The sequence below is a fragment of the Bacillus sp. CIS52 genome (assembly GCF_053545315.1).
Genome location: NZ_JBIUFR010000006.1, coordinates 130,198 through 153,315 on the forward strand (window position 1 = coordinate 130,198; position 23,118 = coordinate 153,315).

Annotated in this window: 20 protein-coding genes and 1 pseudogene; 14 read left to right on the plus strand and 7 right to left on the minus strand. The window is 47.6% G+C overall.

Annotated features, from left to right (window positions below; all coding sequences use genetic code 11):
• Positions 1–49: 49 nt before the first annotated feature.
• A complete protein-coding gene (locus ACH32G_RS17760) occupies positions 50–805 on the plus strand; it encodes a YqcI/YcgG family protein (RefSeq protein WP_448814664.1) in 756 nt (251 codons plus the stop codon).
• Here the strand turns inward: ACH32G_RS17760 and ACH32G_RS17765 are convergent.
• Positions 800–2,128, minus strand: coding sequence for an amino acid permease (locus ACH32G_RS17765; protein ID WP_099744962.1), 1,329 nt, complete (start codon positions 2,126–2,128; stop codon positions 800–802). The genes ACH32G_RS17760 and ACH32G_RS17765 overlap by 6 nt on opposite strands.
• Positions 2,129–2,251: 123 nt before the next feature.
• Here ACH32G_RS17765 and ACH32G_RS17770 point away from each other — a divergent pair, with 123 nt between their 5' ends.
• Both ACH32G_RS17770 and nadE read left to right on the plus strand, forming a co-directional pair.
• Complete coding sequence (locus tag ACH32G_RS17770) at positions 2,252–2,848, plus strand: DUF1989 domain-containing protein (protein WP_011996295.1); 597 nt, start codon at positions 2,252–2,254, stop codon at positions 2,846–2,848.
• Positions 2,849–2,982: 134 nt separating this feature from the next.
• A complete protein-coding gene (nadE, locus tag ACH32G_RS17775) occupies positions 2,983–3,801 on the plus strand; it encodes an ammonia-dependent NAD(+) synthetase (RefSeq protein ID WP_016936819.1) in 819 nt (272 codons plus the stop codon).
• A gap of 50 nt (positions 3,802–3,851) precedes the next feature.
• Here the strand turns inward: nadE and ACH32G_RS17780 are convergent, their stop codons facing one another.
• Both ACH32G_RS17780 and ACH32G_RS17785 read right to left on the minus strand, forming a co-directional pair.
• Positions 3,852–4,136: an antimicrobial peptide LCI gene (locus ACH32G_RS17780; RefSeq protein ID WP_099744961.1), complete on the minus strand. Its 285-nt coding sequence runs from the start codon at positions 4,134–4,136 to the stop codon at positions 3,852–3,854.
• 131 nt (positions 4,137–4,267) lie between these two features.
• On the minus strand, positions 4,268–5,056 hold the full coding sequence (locus tag ACH32G_RS17785) for a sugar phosphate isomerase/epimerase family protein (RefSeq protein WP_448814665.1): 789 nt from the start codon (positions 5,054–5,056) through the stop codon (positions 4,268–4,270).
• 214 nt (positions 5,057–5,270) lie between these two features.
• Between ACH32G_RS17785 and ACH32G_RS17790 the strand changes: the two genes are divergently transcribed.
• From ACH32G_RS17790 to ACH32G_RS17830, 9 genes are all read left to right on the plus strand, one after another.
• Entirely contained in the window at positions 5,271–6,581 is a 1,311-nt protein-coding gene (locus tag ACH32G_RS17790) for an MFS transporter (protein ID WP_326351705.1), read from the plus strand.
• Between the two features lie 94 nt (positions 6,582–6,675).
• Positions 6,676–7,236: a shikimate kinase gene (locus ACH32G_RS17795; protein ID WP_003156609.1), complete on the plus strand. Its 561-nt coding sequence runs from the start codon at positions 6,676–6,678 to the stop codon at positions 7,234–7,236.
• A 176-nt stretch (positions 7,237–7,412) separates the two neighbouring features.
• The gene (gene cah, locus ACH32G_RS17800) at positions 7,413–8,369 is read left to right on the plus strand and encodes a cephalosporin C deacetylase (protein WP_016936815.1); all 957 of its coding nucleotides are present in this window, start codon (positions 7,413–7,415) and stop codon (positions 8,367–8,369) included.
• Between the two features lie 65 nt (positions 8,370–8,434).
• Entirely contained in the window at positions 8,435–9,220 is a 786-nt protein-coding gene (locus tag ACH32G_RS17805) for a nucleotidyltransferase domain-containing protein (protein WP_095241790.1), read from the plus strand.
• Positions 9,221–9,407: 187 nt separating this feature from the next.
• Positions 9,408–10,319: a proline dehydrogenase family protein gene (locus tag ACH32G_RS17810; RefSeq protein ID WP_095241879.1), complete on the plus strand. Its 912-nt coding sequence runs from the start codon at positions 9,408–9,410 to the stop codon at positions 10,317–10,319.
• Positions 10,320–10,336: 17 nt separating this feature from the next.
• A complete protein-coding gene (gene pruA, locus ACH32G_RS17815) occupies positions 10,337–11,884 on the plus strand; it encodes an L-glutamate gamma-semialdehyde dehydrogenase (RefSeq protein ID WP_064777953.1) in 1,548 nt (515 codons plus the stop codon).
• A gap of 91 nt (positions 11,885–11,975) precedes the next feature.
• A complete protein-coding gene (gene putP / locus ACH32G_RS17820) occupies positions 11,976–13,430 on the plus strand; it encodes a sodium/proline symporter PutP (protein ID WP_095241788.1) in 1,455 nt (484 codons plus the stop codon).
• A gap of 157 nt (positions 13,431–13,587) precedes the next feature.
• The gene (locus tag ACH32G_RS17825; RefSeq protein WP_016936810.1) at positions 13,588–14,823 is read left to right on the plus strand and encodes a PucR family transcriptional regulator; all 1,236 of its coding nucleotides are present in this window, start codon (positions 13,588–13,590) and stop codon (positions 14,821–14,823) included.
• Positions 14,824–15,028: 205 nt separating this feature from the next.
• On the plus strand, positions 15,029–16,039 hold the full coding sequence (locus tag ACH32G_RS17830) for an NAD(P)/FAD-dependent oxidoreductase (RefSeq protein WP_414831394.1): 1,011 nt from the start codon (positions 15,029–15,031) through the stop codon (positions 16,037–16,039).
• 33 nt (positions 16,040–16,072) lie between these two features.
• On the opposite strand, the gene cobA is transcribed toward ACH32G_RS17830, so the two are convergent.
• From cobA to ACH32G_RS17850, 4 genes and pseudogenes are all read right to left on the minus strand, one after another.
• The gene (gene cobA / locus ACH32G_RS17835; RefSeq protein WP_448814666.1) at positions 16,073–17,512 is read right to left on the minus strand and encodes a uroporphyrinogen-III C-methyltransferase; all 1,440 of its coding nucleotides are present in this window, start codon (positions 17,510–17,512) and stop codon (positions 16,073–16,075) included.
• A 47-nt stretch (positions 17,513–17,559) separates the two neighbouring features.
• On the minus strand, positions 17,560–17,880 hold the full coding sequence (nirD, locus tag ACH32G_RS17840; RefSeq protein WP_064777951.1) for a nitrite reductase small subunit NirD: 321 nt from the start codon (positions 17,878–17,880) through the stop codon (positions 17,560–17,562).
• Positions 17,881–17,900: 20 nt separating this feature from the next.
• Complete coding sequence (gene nasD, locus ACH32G_RS17845; protein ID WP_448814667.1) at positions 17,901–20,318, minus strand: NADPH-nitrite reductase; 2,418 nt, start codon at positions 20,316–20,318, stop codon at positions 17,901–17,903.
• Between the two features lie 119 nt (positions 20,319–20,437).
• Positions 20,438–20,566 (minus strand): annotated as a pseudogene (locus ACH32G_RS17850) (hypothetical protein); the annotation flags it as partial.
• Positions 20,567–20,713: 147 nt separating this feature from the next.
• Between ACH32G_RS17850 and ACH32G_RS17855 the strand changes: the two are divergent.
• Both ACH32G_RS17855 and ACH32G_RS17860 read left to right on the plus strand, forming a co-directional pair.
• Positions 20,714–21,916: a GTP-binding protein gene (locus ACH32G_RS17855; RefSeq protein ID WP_415273296.1), complete on the plus strand. Its 1,203-nt coding sequence runs from the start codon at positions 20,714–20,716 to the stop codon at positions 21,914–21,916.
• A gap of 63 nt (positions 21,917–21,979) precedes the next feature.
• Entirely contained in the window at positions 21,980–23,116 is a 1,137-nt protein-coding gene (locus ACH32G_RS17860; protein ID WP_029575240.1) for a zinc-dependent alcohol dehydrogenase, read from the plus strand.
• Positions 23,117–23,118 lie beyond the last annotated feature (2 nt).

The window sequence follows — 23,118 nt, forward strand, 5'->3', positions numbered from 1 at the left end:
ATCGCCTATCCCCATCATAACGTATCATGACGATACTGGAGGTGGGGCGATGGCCAGCGGGCTGTACACAAAAAGTTGCCTTGAGGAAAAGTTATTGGATCTGCCAAATTGGCAGAGAATCGCTTTTGAGCTTCTATCAGAAAAAGTAGGCGATGAAGCGGACACCTTTCCGTGCATACCCGGACGTCAGGGATTTCTGACAGATCAGCTTCGGATATCCTTTGCGGGTGATCCCCGCGAGCAGGGAACCCCGGAGGAAGTGGGGCTGCTGCTGTCCGAATACGGAAAAATCTCAAGGGAAACCGGAAGATACGCGTCGCTGCTTGTGATTTTTGATACGCCTGAGGATTTAGCTGAGCATTATTCCATTGAGGCGTATGAAGAGCTGTTCTGGTCTTTTTTAAACCGGCTGAGCGGCTGCGACCCGAAAGACTGGCCGGAAGATATGCCGGAAGATCCTGAACATTATAAATGGGAGTTCTGCTTTGACGGCGAGCCGTATTTTATTCTGTGCGCAACGCCTGCGCATGAAGCGAGACAAAGCAGAAGCTTCCCGTTTTTTATGCTGGCGTTTCAGCCGAGATGGGTTTTCGAAGGGTTAAATGATTCAACCGCGTTCGGACGCAATATGAGCCGGCTGATCAGAAAACGTTTAGAGGCATACGACGAAGCCCCTCTTCATCCCCGATTGGGGTGGTACGGAGGAAAAGACAATTTAGAATGGAAGCAATATTTCCTCCGTGATGATGAGACGCAAGTGTCAAAATGTCCTTTTTCCTATTTGAAAAGATTGTTTAAGCTATGATCCGGCAGGGCTGTGTCCCTGCTTTTTTTGTACGATCCATGTCACGATCGCAATGACGGCGAGAAAACAAAGGCTGACCAGAAAACCGGGCCGGCTCGATTTCTCAAACAGCGTCCCGGAGACGGCGGCCGCAATCAGCACCAGGGCGATAAAAATCTGTGCCGTTCCCGATTTTGTCGGTTCGATCAGTTTCTTGCCTGAGAACAAAATGAACACCCATGTATACAGAAGCATGAGGCCTGCCGCGGTGGTCATGTGTTCATATATATTTTTCGGCAGCACCAAAGACAGGATGATGGAGACGATGAGTCCGGCGAATGTCAATCCGAGCGCAGGCCAGCAGATTTTTTTATTTTCCTTCAATCTGAAGCATTTCGGCGCATCTCCGTCATCAGCCATCGTACAAAGCAATGTCGTCACGGCAAACAGCGAGGCGACGAGCGTAGAAAACCCCGCAATAATAAAAATCCCGTTAAAAATATCAAGAATGACATCTAAATGAAAGCCTTTCAGAGATGTAATAAACGGGCTGTCCTGTTCGGTGAATTTACCCAGCGGCACTAACAATAACGCCAGGCCGAGAGAAATGACGTAAATCACCGCAAGAACGATAAGCATCAGTCTGCCTGATTTTGAGGCTTCCTCCGGCTTTTTCAAATGTACGGTCATCAGCCCCAAGACTTCAATTCCCCCGAAAGCGTAAAACGCATAAATCAGCCCCGTCCACAAACCCATCGCTCCGTGCGGGAACAAATCCTTTGATTCATTCGGCACCTGGACATCCGGTTTATGAGAAAATATACCGCACAGCGCCAAAATGGCGATGACGATAAACATAAAAATGGCCGCCGTCTTGACAACAGCGAGCACATTCTCCGTTTTTTGAAAAACGGACAGCCCCGTAAAAATAATTAAAAGACCGAGCACCGCATAGATGGAGGCGAGAATCCACAGCGGCATATTCGGAAACCAATGCTTCGTAAACAGCGAGATGGCTGTCAGCTGGCTTCCCGTAATCAGCATTTCAGACGACCAGTACACCCAGCCGTTGCTGAAACCGGCCCAAGAGCCGAAAGCCTTTCTCGCATAAGCGCAAAAAGACCCCTTTTCGGGCTGCTTAGCCGAAAGCTTCGCGAGCTGCTCAAAGACAAAATAGGTGCCGAGCCCGGCAATAAGAAATGAGATCAGCGCGGAATATCCGCTTTTGACAATAGCGATACTGGACCCGAGAAAAAAGCCCGTCCCGATCGTGCAGCCGACGCCGATTAAAGAGAGCTGCCACCAAGCGAGATTTCCTTTAGGCTGGTCCTGTGATTTACCCATGTAATTCAACCCCTTTATCAAAGCTTAGATTGCGGCCGGCAGAACGGGAATATACATCCAATAAATTGCTTTACATGAAACAAACGGCCGGGGTTCATAATAGAAGAAAAAAGGAGCAGTCTGATGACACAGCAATTTATCGTACCGCCGAAAAAAGGGCTCGGCCTGAAGGTTCACAAAGGGCAGATTATAAAAGTAGTCGATGTGGAAGGGCAGCAGGTGGCTGATTTTACGGCGTATCATGCCAAAGACTTTTATGAGCATCTTGATCAGGGCGCGACGATTGATGCCAATCAGTCCATTCATGTGAAAACGGGCGATCATATTTATTCAAATTTATATAAGCCGATGCTGACGCTGATTGAAGATACTGTCGGCAAGCATGACCTGCTGCTTCCCGCCTGCCGCCCGGATATGAACAGGCTTTTATACGGAAAGCATAAAGACGAGCTCCAGGATACGTGCTATGACAATATGAGCGGGGCGCTTGAACCATTCGGGGTGCCGCGGCCGCATATGCATTACCCGTTTGCCATCTTTATGAATACGGTGCTTGATGAGAAGGGGAACTTGTCAGTCGAAACGCCTCTGTCTGACGCGGGTGATTACGTACGGCTCCGTGCGGAAATGGATCTCGTCGTCGCGTTTTCATCCTGCCCGATCGAAAAAGGAAAATGCAACGGAGACAGCATTACGGCGCTGCGGGTGGAAATCAGCTGATCCCGGTGTATTTGATTCACTTAAAAACTGCACCTGTGCTATATTTAACAGAGAGTCGTACATAGTGGCATGATTCATTTTCAGCATGAACGGGAAATGAATCATAAAGAAACAATGCAGGAGGAGTGATTGGGATGAGCATCCAGAAACAAATTATGAATGATCTCCACGTAAAACCCTCAATTGATCCGAAACAAGAAATTGAGGACAGAGTGAACTTTCTGAAACAATATTTGAAAAAAACAGGTGCCAAAGGCTTTGTGCTCGGCATCAGCGGGGGGCAGGATTCCACGCTTGCGGGACGCCTCGCCCAATTGGCGGCTGAACGCATCAGAGAGGAAGGCGGAGACGCGGAGTTTATCGCCGTCCGTCTTCCGCACGGCGCACAGCAGGATGAGGATGACGCCCAATTGGCACTCAAATTCATTAAGCCTGATAAATCATGGACGTTTGATATTAAGTCCGCTGTCAGCGCGTTCGCCGATCAGTACAAAAAAGAAACGGGCGATCAGCTGACTGATTTTAACAAAGGAAATGTAAAAGCCAGAATGAGAATGATCGCGCAATATGCCATCGGCGGACAAGAGGGGCTGCTTGTCATCGGTACCGACCATGCGGCTGAAGCGGTGACCGGTTTCTTCACGAAATACGGTGACGGCGGAGCTGACCTGCTGCCGCTGACCGGATTAACGAAACGACAGGGCAGACGTTTATTAGAAGAGCTCGGCGCACCGGAACGCCTGTATTTGAAATTACCGACAGCCGATCTGCTCGATGAAAAACCGCAGCAGACGGACGAGACAGAGCTCGGCATCACATACAATGACATTGATGATTATTTAGAAGGCAAGGACGTTTCTTCCGAAGTGATTGAGGCGCTGGAAAAACGCTATCTCAGTACGGAACATAAGCGTCAGGTGCCGGCATCAATGTTTGATGATTGGTGGAAATAAAAATAAAAAAACCTCCCTTTTGAAAGGGAGGTTTTTTGTTTATCTTATTTTTATTTATCTACACTTTCATAAATGCCTACCCAATACCCCTTACTGCTGTCATAGTATTTGCTTTTGAAAATCCACTTTGTTCCGTTTAAAACGAAAGAAGCAGCGAAATTGCCGTCAGGGCTTTGAACGAGTTTGATAGCATTAATGCCGGCATCTGCTTTTGTTGAGATTGGGCTATTTTCCACGGATGACGTTGCTGTTGGTGATGAGGCAAAGGCAGGAGCGGCAGACATCAGTAAGGCAAGAGACAGCGCAGAACCGGTTAACACTTTTTTGAATTTCATTTCGAACACTCCCTTTTCAAAAGAAATGTATTACAGTGTTAATAATTAGACTATTATCCATAAAATTCCTTCTCTGTTTCTGAAATTTTTTTCTTAATTTGAAAAAAACATCCCTTCAAAGGGGATGTTTTTTATTTCTTAAAGCAGTGTCTGATCTCATTCAGAGATTCTTTCATATGCGCTTCAGCATGACGGCCGAAGTATTCGAGTGACACGAATCCGCCGTACTGCCTGTTCAACAGTTCTTTCAGAAAGGGTTCCTGCCGTAAGTCGCCCTGCAGAACAGACACCGGCCTGCTGAGATACCAGTTGTCAAAATTCCAGTGATAGTTTTTCAGGTGGATATGGCTGACGGTATGATACAGTTTTTCTAAAGCGGGCATTTGGTCCACATGATTGACGTGAAGGTTGGAGCCGTCAAAAATAATGCGGACCCGCGGATGTCCGATATCCTCTAAAAATGCCAGCGCCGCCTCCGGTGTATCCGCGTACGTATCGTAATGAATCTCAAGCCCGATATTGACGTCATAGTCATCTGCGAGCCGTGCCGCCTGCTGAAATTGATCAACGGCGCTCTGCCACTTCTCTGGTGATGTGCGGCGAGAAGCCAGGTTGCCCGCAAAGACTCTGATCAGGGGACTGTGAAGCTGCCGTGCCGCGCTTAATGCCCTTTGAACATCTTTTAACGCCTGCCTTTCATCCTGAGTGGCGAAGTCAGTGTACAAGCTGACAGCCGGCACCTCGAAGCCTTCCTCCTGAAGCTGCTGATCAAGCCTATCGAGCGGGCCGATTTCTTTTATATATTGTTGGGCGTGCCCGTACCACAGTTCGATTCCGTCAAAGGAGTGCTCTTTTGCGAAAGAAATGACATCGAGAATATGCTTTTTTTTAAACCCTGTCGTGCAAAAGCTCAGTTTCATCGGTAATCCTCCCGTTAACTGTCTATCCTATATGTGTTTTTTCCCCGGATAAGCTGCGGATAAACAGACGAAAAGGGTAAACACTTTTTTTATGGAAGCGGTGCATCCGGTCAGTATTGAACACAAATTGTTTAGTGCTTTTTTGCGTCAAAGTATTAAATAATTGCTCGAAGTGTTGTACAATTAATTTCATTCGAGTAAGGGGGAGAAGCCATTGAAAAATGAAACGGAGCTGACGGACTTCAGGCCCGTCCGCAATAAACCGACTCGCGCTCGTTATGTGATACTGATTCTTTTGTTTTTTATCACTGCGATTAATTATATAGACCGTGCAAGTGTATCCATCGCCGCCCCGTCCATTCAGACTTCGCTGAACATAAGCCCCGCTCTTTTGGGCGTCGTATTTTCCGCATTCAGCTGGACCTATACGGGTATGCAGATTCCCGGCGGGCTCATTTTGGACAAATTCGGGTCAAAACGGACGTACGGAGTTTCTTTATTTGTCTGGTCGGTTTTCACCGGAGTGCAAGCTTTTGCGGCCAGTTTCGGATTTTTATTCGGCTGCCGCCTGATTATCGGACTGGCTGAATCGCCTGCCTTTCCCGCAAACAACCGGATTGTCACGACATGGTTTCCGAGGAGGGAACGCGCCTTTGCGACTGGGGTTTACACAGCGGGGGAATATGTCGGGCTGGCATTCGCCACACCGGTTTTATTTTGGGTGTTAACGGCATTCGACTGGCGAGCCGTCTTTATTTCCTCAGGGCTGCTCGGGCTTGTTTTCTCCGTTTTCTGGTTTAAGATGTATCAGGAGCCGAACCGGTATCGAAAAGTGAACCGGGAAGAGCTTGAATATATTAAAGAAGGCGGCGGGCTGACAGAGGTGTCTGAATCAGCCGGCAGGATCACGTGGCGGGATTTCGTCCAGCTTCTTAAATACCGCAAGCTTGTCGGCTTGTATATCGGCCAATTCGCCGTAGCGTCCACGCTGTTCTTCTTTTTGACATGGTTTCCGACTTATCTGGCGGAGGCAAAGCACATGGCTTTCTTAAAAGTCGGCTTCGCCGCATCAATCCCGTATATCGCCGCCTTTTTCGGCGTATTGTTCGGCGGATTTTGGTCTGACAGCATGATGAAGCGGGGCGTATCGGTGAACGTTGCCCGAAAGACGCCCGTTATCCTCGGTCTTCTGCTGACGGGCTCCATCGTGCTCGCGAATGTTACGGATTCTTCCCCGGCGGTTTTGGCGATCTTATCCATTGCTTCTTTTGCGCAGGGCATGTCCAATATTTCCTGGACGATGCTGAGTGAAGTGGCGCCAAGCGAGACAATCGGATTGGCAGGGGGCGTGTTTAACTTTTTCGCCAATATGGCCGGTATTATTACGCCGCTTATCATCGGGTTTATCGTCTCTGCGACCGGTTCATACAACGGAGCGATTCTGTTTGTCGGCGCTGTCGCCTTTATCGGGGCGTTTTCTTATATTTTCATTGTCGGAAAGGTGGAACGCATTACGCTCCGGTAGATCGAAAAACTCATCGCATTATCTCTATATTTCAATATGGAGTTATCATATAATAAACATAACTTTTTCATTCCTTAGGAGGATTTCGCCGAAGATGAACGCAAAACGTGCCATTCCCGTAAGAGAAAGAAATATCGTACTGATCGGATTCATGGGTGTCGGTAAGACAACAATCGGCCAGCTGGTCGCTAAAAAATTATACAGAGACTTCATTGATATTGATTTGCAGATTGAGAAAGATTTCAACATGTCCATCCCGGAAATGTTTGAGAAAAAGGGTGAAGCCTTTTTCCGTCAGACTGAAAAGGACTATATATTAGATATTTGCCGCAATACGAAATTCAAGATCGTGTCTCTTGGGGGCGGTTCGTTTAAACAAGAGGAAATCAGACAATGCTGCCTGGAAAACTGTCTCGTGCTCCATCTTGATTTATCATGGGAGAATTGGAAGCAGCGGGCTGACCTGCTGATTGAAAGCCGTCCCGTTCTGCATAACCGTTCAATGGATGAAATGCAGCAGCTCTTTAACGAGCGCCAAAGCATCTATGATAAACATAATTCAAAAGTGGCAACGGATAATCTGGAACCTGAAGAAATTGCCGATTATATCGTTGAAACGTTAAAAATCGGCTGGGACCTGTATCAGCCGATGTAAAAGAGCTGTGCCGCTGTGAGCGCACAGCTCTTTTTTGTTTTCTGTTAAACAAACGTTTGATAAAAAGTGAAAGCGTCCGCCGATCATTTATAAAAATTTTTAGAAAATAAGTGTAAAATCGTGTTAAGATAGAGTCAGAAAATTAAATCTTATAAAACAAAGGAGAATAATCGGATATGCAATTATACGACTTGCCGCTTGACCAACTGCAGACCTATAAACCAAATAAAACTGCTCCTCATGACTTTGCGGATTTTTGGGCATCATCATTACATGAGCTTGCAAAAGAAGAGGCAAAGCCTGATTTGACGCCTGAAAGCTACCCGGCTGACGGCGTGAAAGTATTCCGGCTGAAATACCGAAGCTTCGGCAAGGCGGAAATTGAGGGATGGTACGCCGTTCCCGACCGAAAAGGCCCGCATCCGGCCATCGTGAAATACCACGGCTACAACGCAAGCTATGACGGGGACATACATGACATCGTCAATTGGGCGCTTCACGGATATGCCGCGTTCGGGATGCTTGTCCGCGGCCAGCACAGCAGCACAGATACAAGCGTCTCACCGCACGGACACGTTCCCGGCTGGATGACGAAAGGGATTTTAGACAAAGATACATATTATTACCGCGGTGTGTACTTAGACGCAGTAAGGGCTCTTGAAGTCATCAGCAGCTTTGATGAAGTGGATGAAACGAGAATCGCTGTCATCGGGGGGAGCCAGGGAGGCGGGCTTTCCATCGCCGCGGCGGCGCTTTCCGACATTCCGAGAGCGGTTGCGGCTGATTATCCGTACTTAAGCAATTTTGAGCGGGCGATTGACGTCGCACTTGATGAGCCGTATCTTGAGATTAACTCCTTTTTCAGAAAAAACGGCAGCCCTGAAACGGAGAAAGCCGCGATGAATACACTGGCCTATTTTGATATCATGAATCTGGCGGACCGCGTAAAGGTGCCGGTTCTCATGTCCATCGGGCTGATTGACCGGGTGACTCCGCCGTCGACGGTATTTGCCGCTTACAATCATCTGGAAACGGAAAAAGAATTGAAGGTTTACCGGTATTTCGGCCATGAATATATACCTTCTTTCCATACGGAGAAGCTGGCCTTTCTGAAAGCGCATCTGAAAGGCTGACAGCAGTGAAAAGCCCAAGTACTTGGGCTTTTTTCATGAATGATGACGGAAAAGGACGGATACAAATGAAACAAAGGATCATCGAAGAATTAAAACGAATTGAGGCAAAGCACGACGTTAAGGTGCTCTACGCCGTAGAATCGGGAAGCCGCGCATGGGGATTTCCGTCAAGTGAAAGCGACTACGATGTACGGTTTCTCTATGTGCCGAAAAAAGAATGGTACTTTTCCATTGAACCGCATAGGGATGTCATAGAAGAGCCGATCCATGACATGCTTGACGTCAGCGGCTGGGAACTGAGAAAAGCCCTGCGGCTCTTTAAAAAATCAAATCCGCCTCTTTTGGAATGGCTTTCTTCGGAGATGATCTATTATGAAGCTTTCACAGCGGCTGAAAAGCTCCGAGAACTGAAAACCCGCGCCTTTTCGCCCGAAGCATCCCTCTATCATTATCTTAATATGACAAAGCGGAATGAAAAAACGGAATTGCGGGGCAGTGCAGTGAAGATTAAAAAGTATTTTTATGTCCTGCGGCCTCTCCTTGCCTGCAAGTGGATTGAAACGTTCGGCACCGTACCGCCGATGTCATTTCCCGTACTGGCAGATGCCCTATTGACGGATGAAGCGCTCATTTCTGAAATCAGCACACTGCTTACAAGGAAAAAAAGCGGACAGGAACTGGCTCCGGAACCCGGAAATACGATTATTCATGCCTTTATAGAAGAGGAAATAGAACGCATCGGTCAGTATGCCAAAACGGTCAAAACACCGAAACCGGATATAACGGACGAACTGAATCATCTTTTGATTCAGACTGTCGAAGAGGCTTGGGAAGAAAAAGGCGGGAATTGACGATTTCTGTCATTTCCGCCCGCCTTTTTTCGGCATGATCCGCCTGCTCTCTAAGAAGCTGATTGTGGAAAAACCACAAAAATTTATCAGAATCTTTGTATTTTTAGAATATTGTGAGAGGATGTTTTGTCCATTTACAATAGACTCATACAAATACTTCTTAGATTGCGGGGTGTTAAGGTTGGAAGTGATTACAAGAGATTTTTTCTTATTTTTATCCAAGAGCAGCTTTCTCAATAAGATGGCGCGAGGCTGGGGAAGCCGTGTGGCAGCCGGCAAAATCATCGGAGGAATGGATATCCGCAGTTCTATCCCGACAATCCGACATTTGAACAGCCAAGGGCTGTCAGTTACTGTCGATCATTTGGGTGAATTTGTCAACAGCGGTGATGTCGCGAAAGAACGCACCGAGGAGTGCATGCAGACCATCGCTTTAATCGCTGATGAACAGCTGAATTCCCAAGTGTCATTAAAAATGACGTCTTTAGGTCTTGATATAGATCTCGATCTCGTCTATGAAAATATGACGAAAATCCTCCAGACAGCGGAAAAACATAAAGTCATGGTGACGATTGACATGGAGGATGAGACGAGATGCCAGAAAACGCTGGATATCTTTAAAGACTTCCGAAGCCGGTATGAATACGTAAGCACCGTGGTGCAGGCTTATCTGTACAGAACGGAGAAGGACCTTGATGATCTTGACCCGCTGAATCCGTTTCTGCGCCTTGTCAAAGGAGCCTATAAAGAATCGGAAAAGGTGGCCTATCCTGAAAAAAGCGATGTAGATGAAAATTATAAAAGACTCATCCGCAAGCAGCTTTTAAAAGGACATTATACGGCAATTGCCACGCATGACGACAAGATGATCGAATTCACAAAGCAGCTTGTCAAAGAGCACGGCATTCCAAACGACCGCTTTGAGTTTCAGATGCTGTACGGTATGCGCTCGCAAACCCAGCTCAGCCTAGTAGAAGAAGGATACAACATGAGAGTCTACCTGCCTTACGGCGATGATTGGTACGGCTATTTCATGAGACGGCTCGCTGAACGCCCCTCAAATATCGCATTCGCCTTTAAAGGGATGACTAAGAAGTAAAAAAGGGAGAGATGACAATGACTACACCTTATAAACACGAACCATTCACGAATTTCCAAGATCAATCGAACGTTGAAGAATTCAAGAAAGCGCTTGCGAAGGTAAGCGAGTATCTGGGAAAAGATTATCCTCTTGTCATTAACGGTGAAAGAGTGGAAACAGAAGCGAAAATCGTTTCAATCAACCCGGCTGATAAAGAAGAAGTCGTCGGAAGAGTGTCAAAAGCTTCTCAAGAGCACGCTGAGCAAGCGATTGAAGCGGCTGCGAAAGCGTTCGAAGAGTGGAGATACACATCTCCTGAAGAAAGAGCGGCTGTCCTGTTCCGCGCGGCTGCCAAAGTCCGCAGAAGAAAACATGAATTCTCCGCTTTGCTTGTAAAAGAAGCAGGAAAGCCTTGGAACGAAGCTGATGCGGATACCGCTGAAGCCATCGACTTTATGGAATACTACGCGCGTCAGATGGTTGAATTGGCAAAAGGCAAGCCGGTCAACAGCCGCGAAGGCGAGAAAAACCAATATGTCTACACACCGACAGGCGTAACGGTCGTCATTCCGCCTTGGAACTTCCTCTTTGCAATTATGGCGGGTACGACGGTGGCACCGATCGTAACGGGCAACACGGTCGTTCTAAAACCGGCCAGCGCGACACCGGTCATCGCGGCGAAATTCGTAGAAGTGCTTGAAGAATCGGGCCTTCCGAAGGGCGTTGTCAACTTTGTGCCGGGAAGCGGGGCGGAAGTAGGAGACTATCTCGTCGATCACCCGAAAACAAGCATCATTACATTTACGGGATCACGTGAAGTCGGTACGAGAATTTTTGAACGCGCGGCAAAAGTGCAGCCGGGACAGCAGCATCTGAAACGCGTCATTGCAGAAATGGGCGGTAAAGATACGGTTGTCGTTGACGAAGATGCGGACATTGAATTGGCGGCTCAATCCATTTTCACATCAGCATTCGGCTTCGCGGGACAAAAATGTTCTGCCGGTTCCCGCGCGGTTGTGCATGAAAAAGTATACGATGCCGTCTTGGAGCGCGTCATCGAAATCACTGAATCAAAAGTGACGGCAAGCCCTGACAGCGCTGACGTGTATATGGGGCCTGTCATCGACCAAGGCTCTTACGATAAAATCATGAGCTACATTGAAATCGGAAAAGAAGAAGGCCGTTTAGTAAGCGGCGGCACCGGCGATGATTCAAAAGGCTACTTTATCAAGCCGACGATCTTCGCTGACCTTGATCCGAAAGCCAGACTCATGCAGGAAGAAATTTTCGGGCCGGTCGTCGGGTTTTCTAAAGTATCAAACTTTGATGAAGCGCTGGAAGTGGCAAACAATACTGAATACGGTTTGACAGGAGCGGTCATTACAAATAACCGCAAACATATTGAACGGGCGAAACAGGAATTCCATGTCGGCAACCTGTACTTCAACCGCAACTGTACGGGAGCGATTGTCGGATACCATCCGTTCGGAGGCTTTAAAATGTCCGGCACTGATTCAAAAGCGGGCGGCCCGGATTATTTGGCCCTCCACATGCAGGCGAAAACAATCAGTGAAATGTTTTAAGAGGGACTGAATGGGCATCCTCCTCGCGGGGGGTGTCCATTTCACCATAAACATATAAAGCGGAGGAGGAAATGCCATAGCAAACATTCAGTTGATTATATCCATTTGTATTTATATGGCGGGCATGCTGTTTATCGGTTATTTCGCCTACAGACGGACGTCAAATCTGACGGATTACATGCTCGGGGGGCGTTCTTTAGGTCCTGCCGTCACAGCGCTCAGCGCGGGAGCGGCGGATATGAGCGGATGGCTCTTGATGGGGCTTCCGGGCGCCATGTTCTCGACGGGATTAAGCGGCGCTTGGATTGTCATCGGCCTTGTGCTCGGAGCATGGGCGAACTGGCTTTTCGTGGCGCCGAGACTGAGAACGTATACTGAAAAAGCGGGGAATTCCATCACCATTCCGGGTTTCCTTGAAAATCGTTTCGGTGATCATACGAAGCTTCTCAGACTGTTTTCGGGTCTTGTCATTCTCGTCTTTTTCACATTTTACGTATCATCGGGCATGGTCTCAGGAGGCGTCTTATTCAACAGCATTTTAGGGTTGGACTATCACACCGGCCTGTGGGTTGTGACAGGCGTCGTTGTCGCCTACACCTTGTTCGGGGGCTTTTTGGCGGTAAGCTGGACGGACTTTGTCCAAGGGATCATCATGTTTGCGGCGCTTATTCTCGTGCCGATTGTGACGATTTTTCATACGGGCGGCCCGGGAGAAACCGTTGCCGATATCCGTTCCGTCAACCCGGAACTGTTTAACATGTTCAAAGGAACGACCGTCCTTGGCATTATTTCTTTATTTGCGTGGGGGCTCGGCTATTTCGGGCAGCCGCATATTATTGTGCGCTTTATGGCGATCACATCTGTGAAAGAAATCAAACGCGCCAGACGGATCGGCATGGGATGGATGATTTTGTCTGCAATAGGCGCGCTGTTTACGGGTCTTGCGGGAATCGCGTATTACCATCAGAACGGACTGAAGCTGGCTGATCCGGAAACCATTTTTATTCAGCTCGGCAACATTCTGTTCCACCCGATTATTACGGGATTTCTCATTTCTGCGATTTTAGCGGCCATTATGAGTACGATTTCGTCTCAGCTGCTCGTTACGTCCAGTTCTTTAGTAGAGGATTTGTATAAGTCCATGTTCAGACGTTCGGCTTCTGATAAGGAACTCGTATTTCTGGGGAGAATGGCAGTGCTTGCGGTGTCAATCATCGCCTTGGTGCTCGCCTGGGAGAAAAACAACACGATACTAGGTCTTGTCAGCTATGCATGGGCGGGATTCGGCGCGTCATTCGGGCCGGTCGTACTGCTCAGTTTATTTTGGAAACGGATGACGAAATGGGGGGCACTCGCCGGCATGATTGCGGGAGCGATTACCGTAATCATTTGGGCGAATGCCGGTCTTTCAGACTTTTTGTACGAAATCATTCCGGGGTTTGCTGTAAGCCTTGCCGCTGTATTTGTCGTCAGCTTGTTGACACATGCTCCGTCAAAAGATGTCACAGATCAGTTTCATGAGTACCGTGATACACTTTCTCAATAAAAGCAAGGAACGAGAGGAAGAAGGGACCGCCCTTTTTCCTCTTTTCACGATACAGAATTCCGGATTATGCCGTTTTGGGAATATATGAATTTTTTTCTATACAAAAAGTCACCCCTCAGAGTATGATAAAGATAAAAAGAGCATAGGAGAAATAGGTATGGAAGAGCTTTTAGAGAGAGTTTTTTCATTTACGGACATTGATAAATTAATTGATTTCATCAGTTACGAATTGCAGAAGCCCGTCATTCTGGAAAGTGCGGATTTCTTTTTGCTTGCCTATAATTCTTATTACATTAATCACTTCGACTCCGCCAACCAGCAGACGATATTTTCAAAAAAATGCCCCGTGCAGATTTTTGAGAGGTTTCTGAAGGACGGGGTGATCGAAAAACTGAAAACCGTTCCTGAACCGTTCCGTGTTGAAAAAATAGACAGTATCGGGCTGAATCAGAGAGTGGTCGTAAGCGCAAAACATAAAGGGGAAGTGATGGGCTACATCTGGATTCAGGAGCTCGACCGCGACTTGACGGACGAGGAGCTCGACTTTTTATATGAAACCTCATTCCATGTCGGAAAAATCATCTATAAAACGAACCGGCTGAAACAGGAAAAGGAAGAGAGAGCGGAAGACCTGGTGAAACGGGCAATCTTTCAGCAATTCTCCTCTGAAAAGGAGTTCAGGCGGGAGGCGGAAAAGATGAACGCCGTGCTGCCGTCGGTTTTCTCGGTGGTTGTCCTGCATGCCGCAAATGGGGATGGGGAGGCAGTCGAAGATTTGAAGGAAAATATCAAATCGTACTTGAATTTGCGGGATAAAGTCAGTCACGTCTTAACCATTGATTCCAATATTGTCATCGTCGTCGCAAGCTTCTCGCAAAAAAGCTCCGGCACTTCGGCAGCATCTGAATTCATCCACAAACTGCTGACTCATTTTCACTTTCAGAAGATCCCCACTCCCATCTATATCGGAATCGGCAATGAATACAGCAGCATCCTGAAGCTCGGGAAAAGTTATATAGAAGCCCTTGAAGTCATAAAGGCTGCAGAAATTACCGGAAACCAGGAAAATATCCCGTATGAATACAGCAAGCTCGGGATCTACCGCTATCTTGAAAGTATCGAAGAAAAAAACGCCTCACTGGAATATGTAAACCATGATTTAGCTTTATTAAAAGCCAAGGATAGAGAAAGCAGCACCGAACTGCTGAAAACGTTAGAAATCTATCTCCTCAATAACTGCAAAACAAAACCAGCCGCAGAACAGCTTTTTATTCATCAAAACACATTGAACTACCGTATCAAACAGATTCTTGACATGACATCAATTAATTTAAACGACTTCAGGACAAGGTGCCAGCTGTATCTTGATATCATGCTGATGAAAAAGAAATAAAAAAGAAACCAGTCTCCGTACTGGTTTCAGCTTTAATACCCTCCTCAACCTCAACATCTCATTGGACCGTGCTTCTTGAATCTCCATCCTTTTCCGCAAGATGAGAACTGAACAAACACTGTTTCCCGATGTATGGTATACTTTTATTGATATTGATTCTCAATTGAAAATGTTTGAAGTATAGATATAAACGGGAGGCAGAATAATGGCGGAAAATCATGAGGTGTATGACGTCACGATTATAGGCGGGGGCCCGATCGGCCTGTTTACGGCTTTTTATTGCGGGATGCGCGAGCTGAAAACGAAAGTGATTGAATTTTTGCCGCGGCTCGGGGGGAAAGTGTCTATGTTTTTCCCGGAAAAAATCATCCGTGATATCGGCGGAATTCCGGGGATCGCCGGGGAACAGCTGATTAAGCAGCTGATGGAGCAGGCGGCGACATTTGAGCCGGATATCGTGTTGAATCAGCGGGTGACCGGATTTGAGCGGCTGAATGACGGGACCATTGTGCTGGAAAGTTCCGAAGGGGAAAAGCACTATACACGCACCGTGATTTTGGCTGTCGGCATGGGAACGCTTGAGGTCAATGAGCTCAACAGCGCGGATGCGAGCCGTTATTCAGGGAAAAACCTTCATTATAAAGTGGAGAAGCTGGATGCGTTTGAAGGTAAGCATATCGTGATCTCCGGAGGGGGAGATACCGCGGTTGACTGGGCGAATGAGCTGGAACCGATTGCGGCGTCTGTTACCGTCTTGCACCGCCGTGAGGAGTTCGGCGGTTTAGAAAGCAGCGTGGCGAAAATGAAGCGGTCTTCCGTGCGGGTGTTTGCGCCGTATCGTCTGAAGCATCTCAACGGCACCGGGGAACGGATCGAGAGCGTCACCGTTTGTCATACTGAGTCTGGCCATTCTGAAGACATCAAGGTTGATGAGCTCATTATCAATCACGGGTTTAAAATTGATCTCGGCCCGATGAAGGATTGGGGGCTTGAGATAGAAGAAGGCCGGATTAAAGCCGACAGACATATGCGGACGAATCTTCCGGGCGTGTTTGTTGCAGGTGACGCCGCCCATTATGAAAGCAAGCTCAGATTGATTGCCGGCGGCTTCACGGAGGGACCGACCGCCGTGAACAGCGCCAAAGCCTATTTGGACCCGCAGGCGGATCAGATGGCGATGTATTCGACTCATCATAAGAAATTGGTGACACAATAAAAAAGGGAATGGCCCCCGATGTTGAGCCGGGGGTCAGCTGTGAACGAGCATGTCTTTCATTTCATTTTGTATAAACGCAAATAACTGTTCCTGATTTTTCACGGCGGTAAATCCGTAACCGGCGGGTATGTCTTCACCGATGCAGATGACGGGAGGGCGGTTTGCTGTCGGATTCGGTGATATGCCGATCTGTTTTCCGGCGCTGAGCAAATGCTGAGCGGATTCTTTGCCCGGACAGATAATCATTTGCAGAGGAGACTCACTGATTGTGCGTTCGATCATCGAAGTGAACCGCTCATCTGCGATATGTTCATGAGTGATATAAAACGGGCATGATACTGAGTCTGGCATATTTTCTGCTGCTTGACGGCTTCCTACAATGAGCGAATGCGGAGAATCACCTTGATGGCCGGATAGGCGGAAGCCCCGTTTTGTCAGTTCCGTCTTTGCCGCTTCAGTCGCTGCATTCAGGCTTGCTGTCACCCGGCGGATGTCAATCTGCTTGAAAGCCAGTGTGTCAAAAAATTCACAGACCGCGTGGCGTGATGTGAAAAAGATCTGTTCAAAAGTGCTGATCCGCTTCAGGATGTTTTCGTTAGCGGGCATTTTTTTAACAATCCGCTTCGGCCATTCGATAACATCAGCGCCATACTCGCGCAGCTTGCCTGTCAATGTATGTTCATCATCGCCATGAGTGATCACCATGATATGCCGCCCGATGAACGGTTTGCTTTCAAACCAGCTATATGTTTGAAGATTTACGATATCTCCGATGACGATAATGGCGGGGTTGGTGATGTTTTGGCTTTGTACTTTTTCATAAATATCCTGAAGCGTTCCTTTTACGCTGCGCTGGCGGCCCCATGTTCCCCATTGAATGACGAGTACGGGGACGGAGGGGGATTTCCCGTGCTCCATAAGCTGCCGGCATATAAATGACAGATTTTTAACCCCCATGTAAAACACAAGCGTTTGAACGCTTCGAGCCAGCCCTTCCCAATCGAGATTCGGCCGGCCTTGTAATGATGTATCATGAGCAGTGATCATGGCGAAGGACGAAGCGCAATCACGATGGGTGACGGGGACGCCCGCATACAGCGGCGCCGCGATTCCCGAGGTGATGCCGGGCACCATCTCGTAGCGGATGCCGTGCCGATGAAGCGCCTCCGCTTCTTCGCCGACTCTGCCGAACACGCTTGGATCTCCGCCTTTCAAGCGGACTACGGTGAAGCCTTCCGCCGCTTTTTCAATCAGCAGGGCATTTATCTCCGACTGTTTCATAAAATGGCGGTCGGGCAGTTTTCCGCAATAAATGAACCGGCAGTCTGGAGAGGCATATTCAAGAAACGTTGGGTTTGCAAGCCGGTCATACAAAATGATATCCGCTTTCTCCAGAACCTGTTTCCCTTTTACCGTAATCAGCCCCGGGTCTCCAGGTCCGGCACCGACAAAATATACAATTCCGTTTCTCATGATGACGTCATCCCTTCATCTGTTTAAAAAGTGATCCGACCCTTTGATCAATACAGGAGGTATACATTCTCTCCTTCGATCAGTGTTTCGTATGTTTTAATACAGCCATGATCCGGCTCTTGGACTTTTCCGTCTTCTAAGGAAATTTTCCAGTCATGCATCGGGCAGAAGACGTATTCTCCGCTGACGATGCCTTCAGCCAGGACGCCCCCTTTATGAGGGCAGCGGTTTTCGACGGCGCGGACGCTTCCGTCAGAAAGCTTAAATACAGCAAGTTCTTTCTCTTCTATATATACGGTTTTTCCTAACTCCTCAGGAAATTCGTTTAGCCTGCCTAAGCAAACCTTTGTCATATCTTTGTTAACCATGTCCGTTCCTCCTTACTGTTTTATGAAGTCGTGACGACATTTTCAAATAAATCTTTAGAAGCTTTTTTATCTTTAAGGAAATATTGCCACGGATCTTTGTGAACAGAGAGTGTTTCATTCATTCTGCCGTTGAGCTCCTGCCGTTTTTCCGGATCGTTCAATACAGATTGGACATGGGATAAACCGATGCGCTCAAGCCATGCGGATGTGCGCTCCAGATAGTTAGCCGTTTCTCTGTAGTACTGAAGGTAAGCGCCCGCGTATTCTAAGACTTCTTCATTCGTTTTCACTTTCATCAGCAAATCACCGGCTCGCAAATGTGTTCCGCCGTTCCCGCCGGCATAAAGCTCCCAGCCTCCGTCGATGCCGACAACACCAAGGTCTTTAATGCCGGACTCCGCACAGTTCCGCGGGCAGGCAGACACGGCCATTTTGACCTTATGAGGCGTATTGAGCCCTTCGAATTTTTTCTCAAGCGCAATGCCCAGTGCCATGGAGTCTTGCGTGCCGAAGCGGCAGAATTGTTCGCCTACGCATGTTTTTACCGTGCGGAGTGTTTTTCCGTACGCGTAGCCTGAAGGCATATCAAGCTCGGCCCATACTTTCGGCAGGTCTTCTTTTTTGACGCCGATGAGATCAATTCGCTGGCCGCCTGTCATTTTAACGAGCGGGATCTCATATTTGTCGACGACATCGGCGATCTTGCGGAGATCCTGAGAGTTGGTCACGCCGCCGTACATCCGGGGCACGACAGAGTATGTTCCGTCTTTTTGAATATTGGCGTGCATCCGTTCGTTCACAAAACGGGATGTTCTGTCATCCTCGTATGTAGACGGATTGATCATGCCCAAGTAGTAGTTGAGGGCAGGCCGGCATTTGGAGCAGCCCTCCGGCGTTTTCCAGCCGAGCACGTTCATGATTTCTCTCGTATGTGATAGCCCATTGGCTTTGATTTCTTCTACGACTTCATCTCTCGAAAGCGAGGTGCAGCCGCAAATCGCTTCTTTTTGCGCGGATGCGTCAAATTCTGAGCCCAGTGTATATTGAAGAATGTCTTCCACGAGCGGTTTACAGCCTCCGCAGGAACGGGATGCCCCAGTGCATGCTTTGATTTCGTCCGTTGATGTACAGCCTTTTTCCTGAATGGCTTGAATAATCGCGCCTTTTGATACACCGTTGCAGCCGCAGATGATTTCATCGCCGCTCATCGCCGCGGTCATGCTTGCGCCTGCTTCCTGGTCAAGAGGCTGTAAGATGGATATCTTGGAAGTTTCGGAGATATCGGCTTCTTTTTGAATCATTGAAAACAGGCGGCTGCCCTCGCTGCTGTCTCCGAATAAAACAGCGCCGACAATTTGATTGCCTCTCAGGACGATTTTTTTATAGATGCCGTCCTGCTCATCAAAAACTTTAATCGCTTTTTTCTCCTCTGATTCGTTAAAGTCACCGGCAGAGAATACCTCGACGCCTGATACCTTTAATTGAGTGGAGAGAACGGAGCCTTCATACGGTTTTGTTTCAATGCCGCAAATATGTTTGGCCAGCACTTTTGCCTGTTCATAGAGCGGCGCCACAAGACCGTATGCGATTCCGCGGTGCTCGGCACATTCACCGACAGCGTAAATGTGCGGGATTTCAGTCTGCATATAATCGTTAACAATGATTCCGCGGTTAACCGGAATGCCGCTTTCCGCGCCAAGCTGTGTATTCGGGCGGATGCCGACCGCCATGACGACTAAATCAGCTTCGATGCTTGTGCCGTCTTTAAAGCGTACGCCTTCGACACGGTCAGTACCGACAATTTCTTCGGTTTGCTTTTCAAGTAAAAAGGTCATGCCTTGTTTTTCTAATTCGTTTTGCAGCAGGCGCCCTGCAGTTGGATCAAGCTGGCGTTCCATTAGGTATGGAGAGAGGTGGATGACAGACACGTCCATTCCGAGATTCAGCAGCCCGCGAGCGGCTTCTAAACCAAGCAGTCCTCCGCCGATGACGGCTGCTTTTTTATATTGTTTTGACGCGGCGAGCATCGTGTCGGTATCTTTTATGTCCCGGAATGCCGTGACGCCTTTTTTATCTGCGCCCGGAATCGGAAGGATAAAAGGGACAGAGCCTGTCGCCAGGATGAGTTCATCATAGGGCTGGATTCTGTCTGCATCTGTAATGACGGTTTTGCTATCCTGGTCCACTTTGATGACTGTTTCACCGGTATGCAGCTGAATGTTGTTTTCTTTGTACCAGTCCCAATCGTTTAACGTAATATCTTTAATATCTGTATCGCCTTGAAGCACTTTTGACAGAAGGATTCGGTTATAGTTGGGATGAGGTTCGGCCCCGAATATTGTAATCTCGAATTCGTCTTTTGAAACACGCAGTATTTCTTCAATCGCTCTTACCCCGGCCATTCCATTTCCAACAAGGACTAGCTGTTTTTTTTCCATCAGATGATCCGCTCCTTATCTATGTTTTCTTTAGCGTAGCACAGCGAAAACAGATATTTAAGATACATGTTATGAGATGTAACAAAAAATACTAAAAAATCTAAAAATTTTATGAAAAATTATATTAGGCTGATACGTGCAGCGCACATCTTAAAACCGGGCATTTTACAGTCCGGATCCAAGGCTTCACCAATTAAATCGTTGACGTTTTGCGTGTCAGACCAATGGAAGGGGGCAAACAGTGTATGATGTCTGACTTTTACTTGATTTTAAATAGAGAATGCATCAGAATAAATAGTAACGATTACGATTTAATACACTGTACATATTAGTTGAACAGAGACAGTCACAGATAATAAATCGTAATCATTCTATTTTGTTGGGAGGCTATTTTTATGGTGAAAATTCCGGTTACAGTATTGAGCGGCTATCTTGGTGCTGGAAAGACGACAGTTTTGAATCATATTTTACAAAACCGCAACGGTTTAAAAATTGCCGTCATCGTTAATGACATGAGCGAAGTAAACATAGACGCTGGCCTGGTGAAACAGGGAGGGGGCTTATCACGGACAGACGAAAAACTCGTAGAATTATCCAACGGCTGTATCTGCTGCACGCTGCGTGAGGATCTATTAGTCGAAGTTGAGAAACTCGCCAAAGACGGCAGATTTGATTATATCGTGATTGAATCAACAGGGATCAGTGAACCGATTCCCATTGCCCAGACATTTTCTTATATAGATGAAGAAATGGGCATTGATCTGACAACATTCTGCAGGCTGGACACAATGGTTACCGTGGTAGATGCAAACCGATTCTGGCATGACTTCCAGTCCGGTGACAGCCTTCTTGACCGGAAAGAAGCTGCGGGAGAAGAGGATGAACGGGAGATTGCCGACCTATTAATTGATCAAATTGAGTTTTGTGATGTGCTTATTTTAAATAAGTGCGACATGGTGGGCGAAAAAGAGCTTGAACAGCTTGAAACAGTTCTTCGCGCATTACAGCCCCGTGCCAAGCTGATCCGATCCGTCCGCGGAGAAGTGCCTGCCGAATGCATTTTGAATACCGGTTTATTTGAGTTTGAAGAAGCGAGTTCATCAGCAGGATGGATAAAGGAGCTGACGGCAGGCCATGAAGCGCACACTCCGGAAACAGAAGAGTATGGAATCACTTCGTTTGTGTATTCACGGCGTCTGCCGTTTCATACCGTTCGTTTTGACAGCTGGCTGCATCACTCAATGCCTGACAGCATTGTGCGCGCAAAGGGAATTGCCTGGTGCGCAACCCACAACAGCTTCGCGCTGCTGATGTCTCAGGCGGGTCCGGCGGTCTCAGTTGAGCCTGTCTCTTATTGGGTGGCGGCGATGCCGAAACTTGAGCAGGAGCAGATCAAACAGCAGGAACCGGAGATTCTGGAGGATTGGGACGCTCAATTTGGAGACCGTCATACGAATCTGGTATTTATCGGGATTGATTTAGATGAAGCAGCCATTACAAAGGAATTAGATCAGTGTCTGCTCACGCCGTCTGAGTTCGATTCTGACTGGTCTCAATTTGAAGATCCTTTTCAATGGGACATTCAGCGGGCTGAATAACATACCAGCCAAGTTTAGAAGCATGTGAGAAGGGAAGGAGTGATGAAAAAGGAGCTGAACAATGTGAAAGCACTGACATACCAAGGAAAAGAACATATGGAAGTGAAAGAAGTCCCTGCACCCGTCATTCAAGATGAGAGGGATGTCATCGTTCGAATCACCGCAACCGGAATTTGCGGTTCAGACCTTCATTTATATAAAAACGGAATACCCGCTGATCCGGGTTACATCGTTGGACACGAGCCAATGGGAATCGTTGAAGAAACGGGCAGTCAAGTGAAAAAGCTGAAAAAAGGCGACCGGGTCGTGATTCCTTTTAACATCGGCTGCGGAGAATGTCATTATTGCAAGCACCAGATGGAAAGCCAGTGTGATGAATCAAATCCCAATCCTCATACAGATGCCGGCGGCTTATTCGGTTTCTCGGAGTTTAACGGTAATTATCCCGGCGGGCAGGCTGAATATTTACGAGTGCCCTATGCTGATTTCTCTTCTTTTCTGGTTCCGGCAGACAGCGAGCTAGAAGATGAACAGGTACTGCTTCTGTCAGATGTCATGCCGACCGCCTTTTGGAGCGTCCAGCACAGCGGAGTGAAAAAAGGGGACACAGTCGTTATTCTGGGCTCAGGTCCGATCGGTTTAATGGCGCAAAAATTCGCTTGGAAAAAAGGCGCAAAGCGGGTCATCGCAGTCGATCAAGTCCCGCACCGCCTTGAACATGCGAGACGCATAAACGGAGCAGAGACCTTCAATTTTTCAGAGCATGAAGAGATCGGGAAACTGCTGCATGAACAAACGTCAGGGGGCGCGGATGTTGTGATTGATTGTGTCGGAATGGACGGCACGCCGCTTTCAAAAGAAAAAGAAAAGCAAAAACCGAATCAGTTCGGAACCATCAGTCCGATTCTGACAGCGTCAGAAGCCGTTAAGAAGTTCGGTACTGTTCAGCTCACAGGCGCATATATTTCCGAAGCGGACGGTTTTCCGATCGGTGATTTTTTCACGCGCAACGTTTCTCTAAAAATGGGCCAGGCACCCGTTATCCATCTGATGCCGATGCTGTATCAAATGGTCGAACAAAATGAAATTGATCCGACGGATATTATTACGCACAAAATGAGTCTTGCGGAAGCCCCTGCTGCATATGATATATTTGACAAAAAAGAAGATGGCAACATTAAAGTGATTTTGAAGCCATAGAG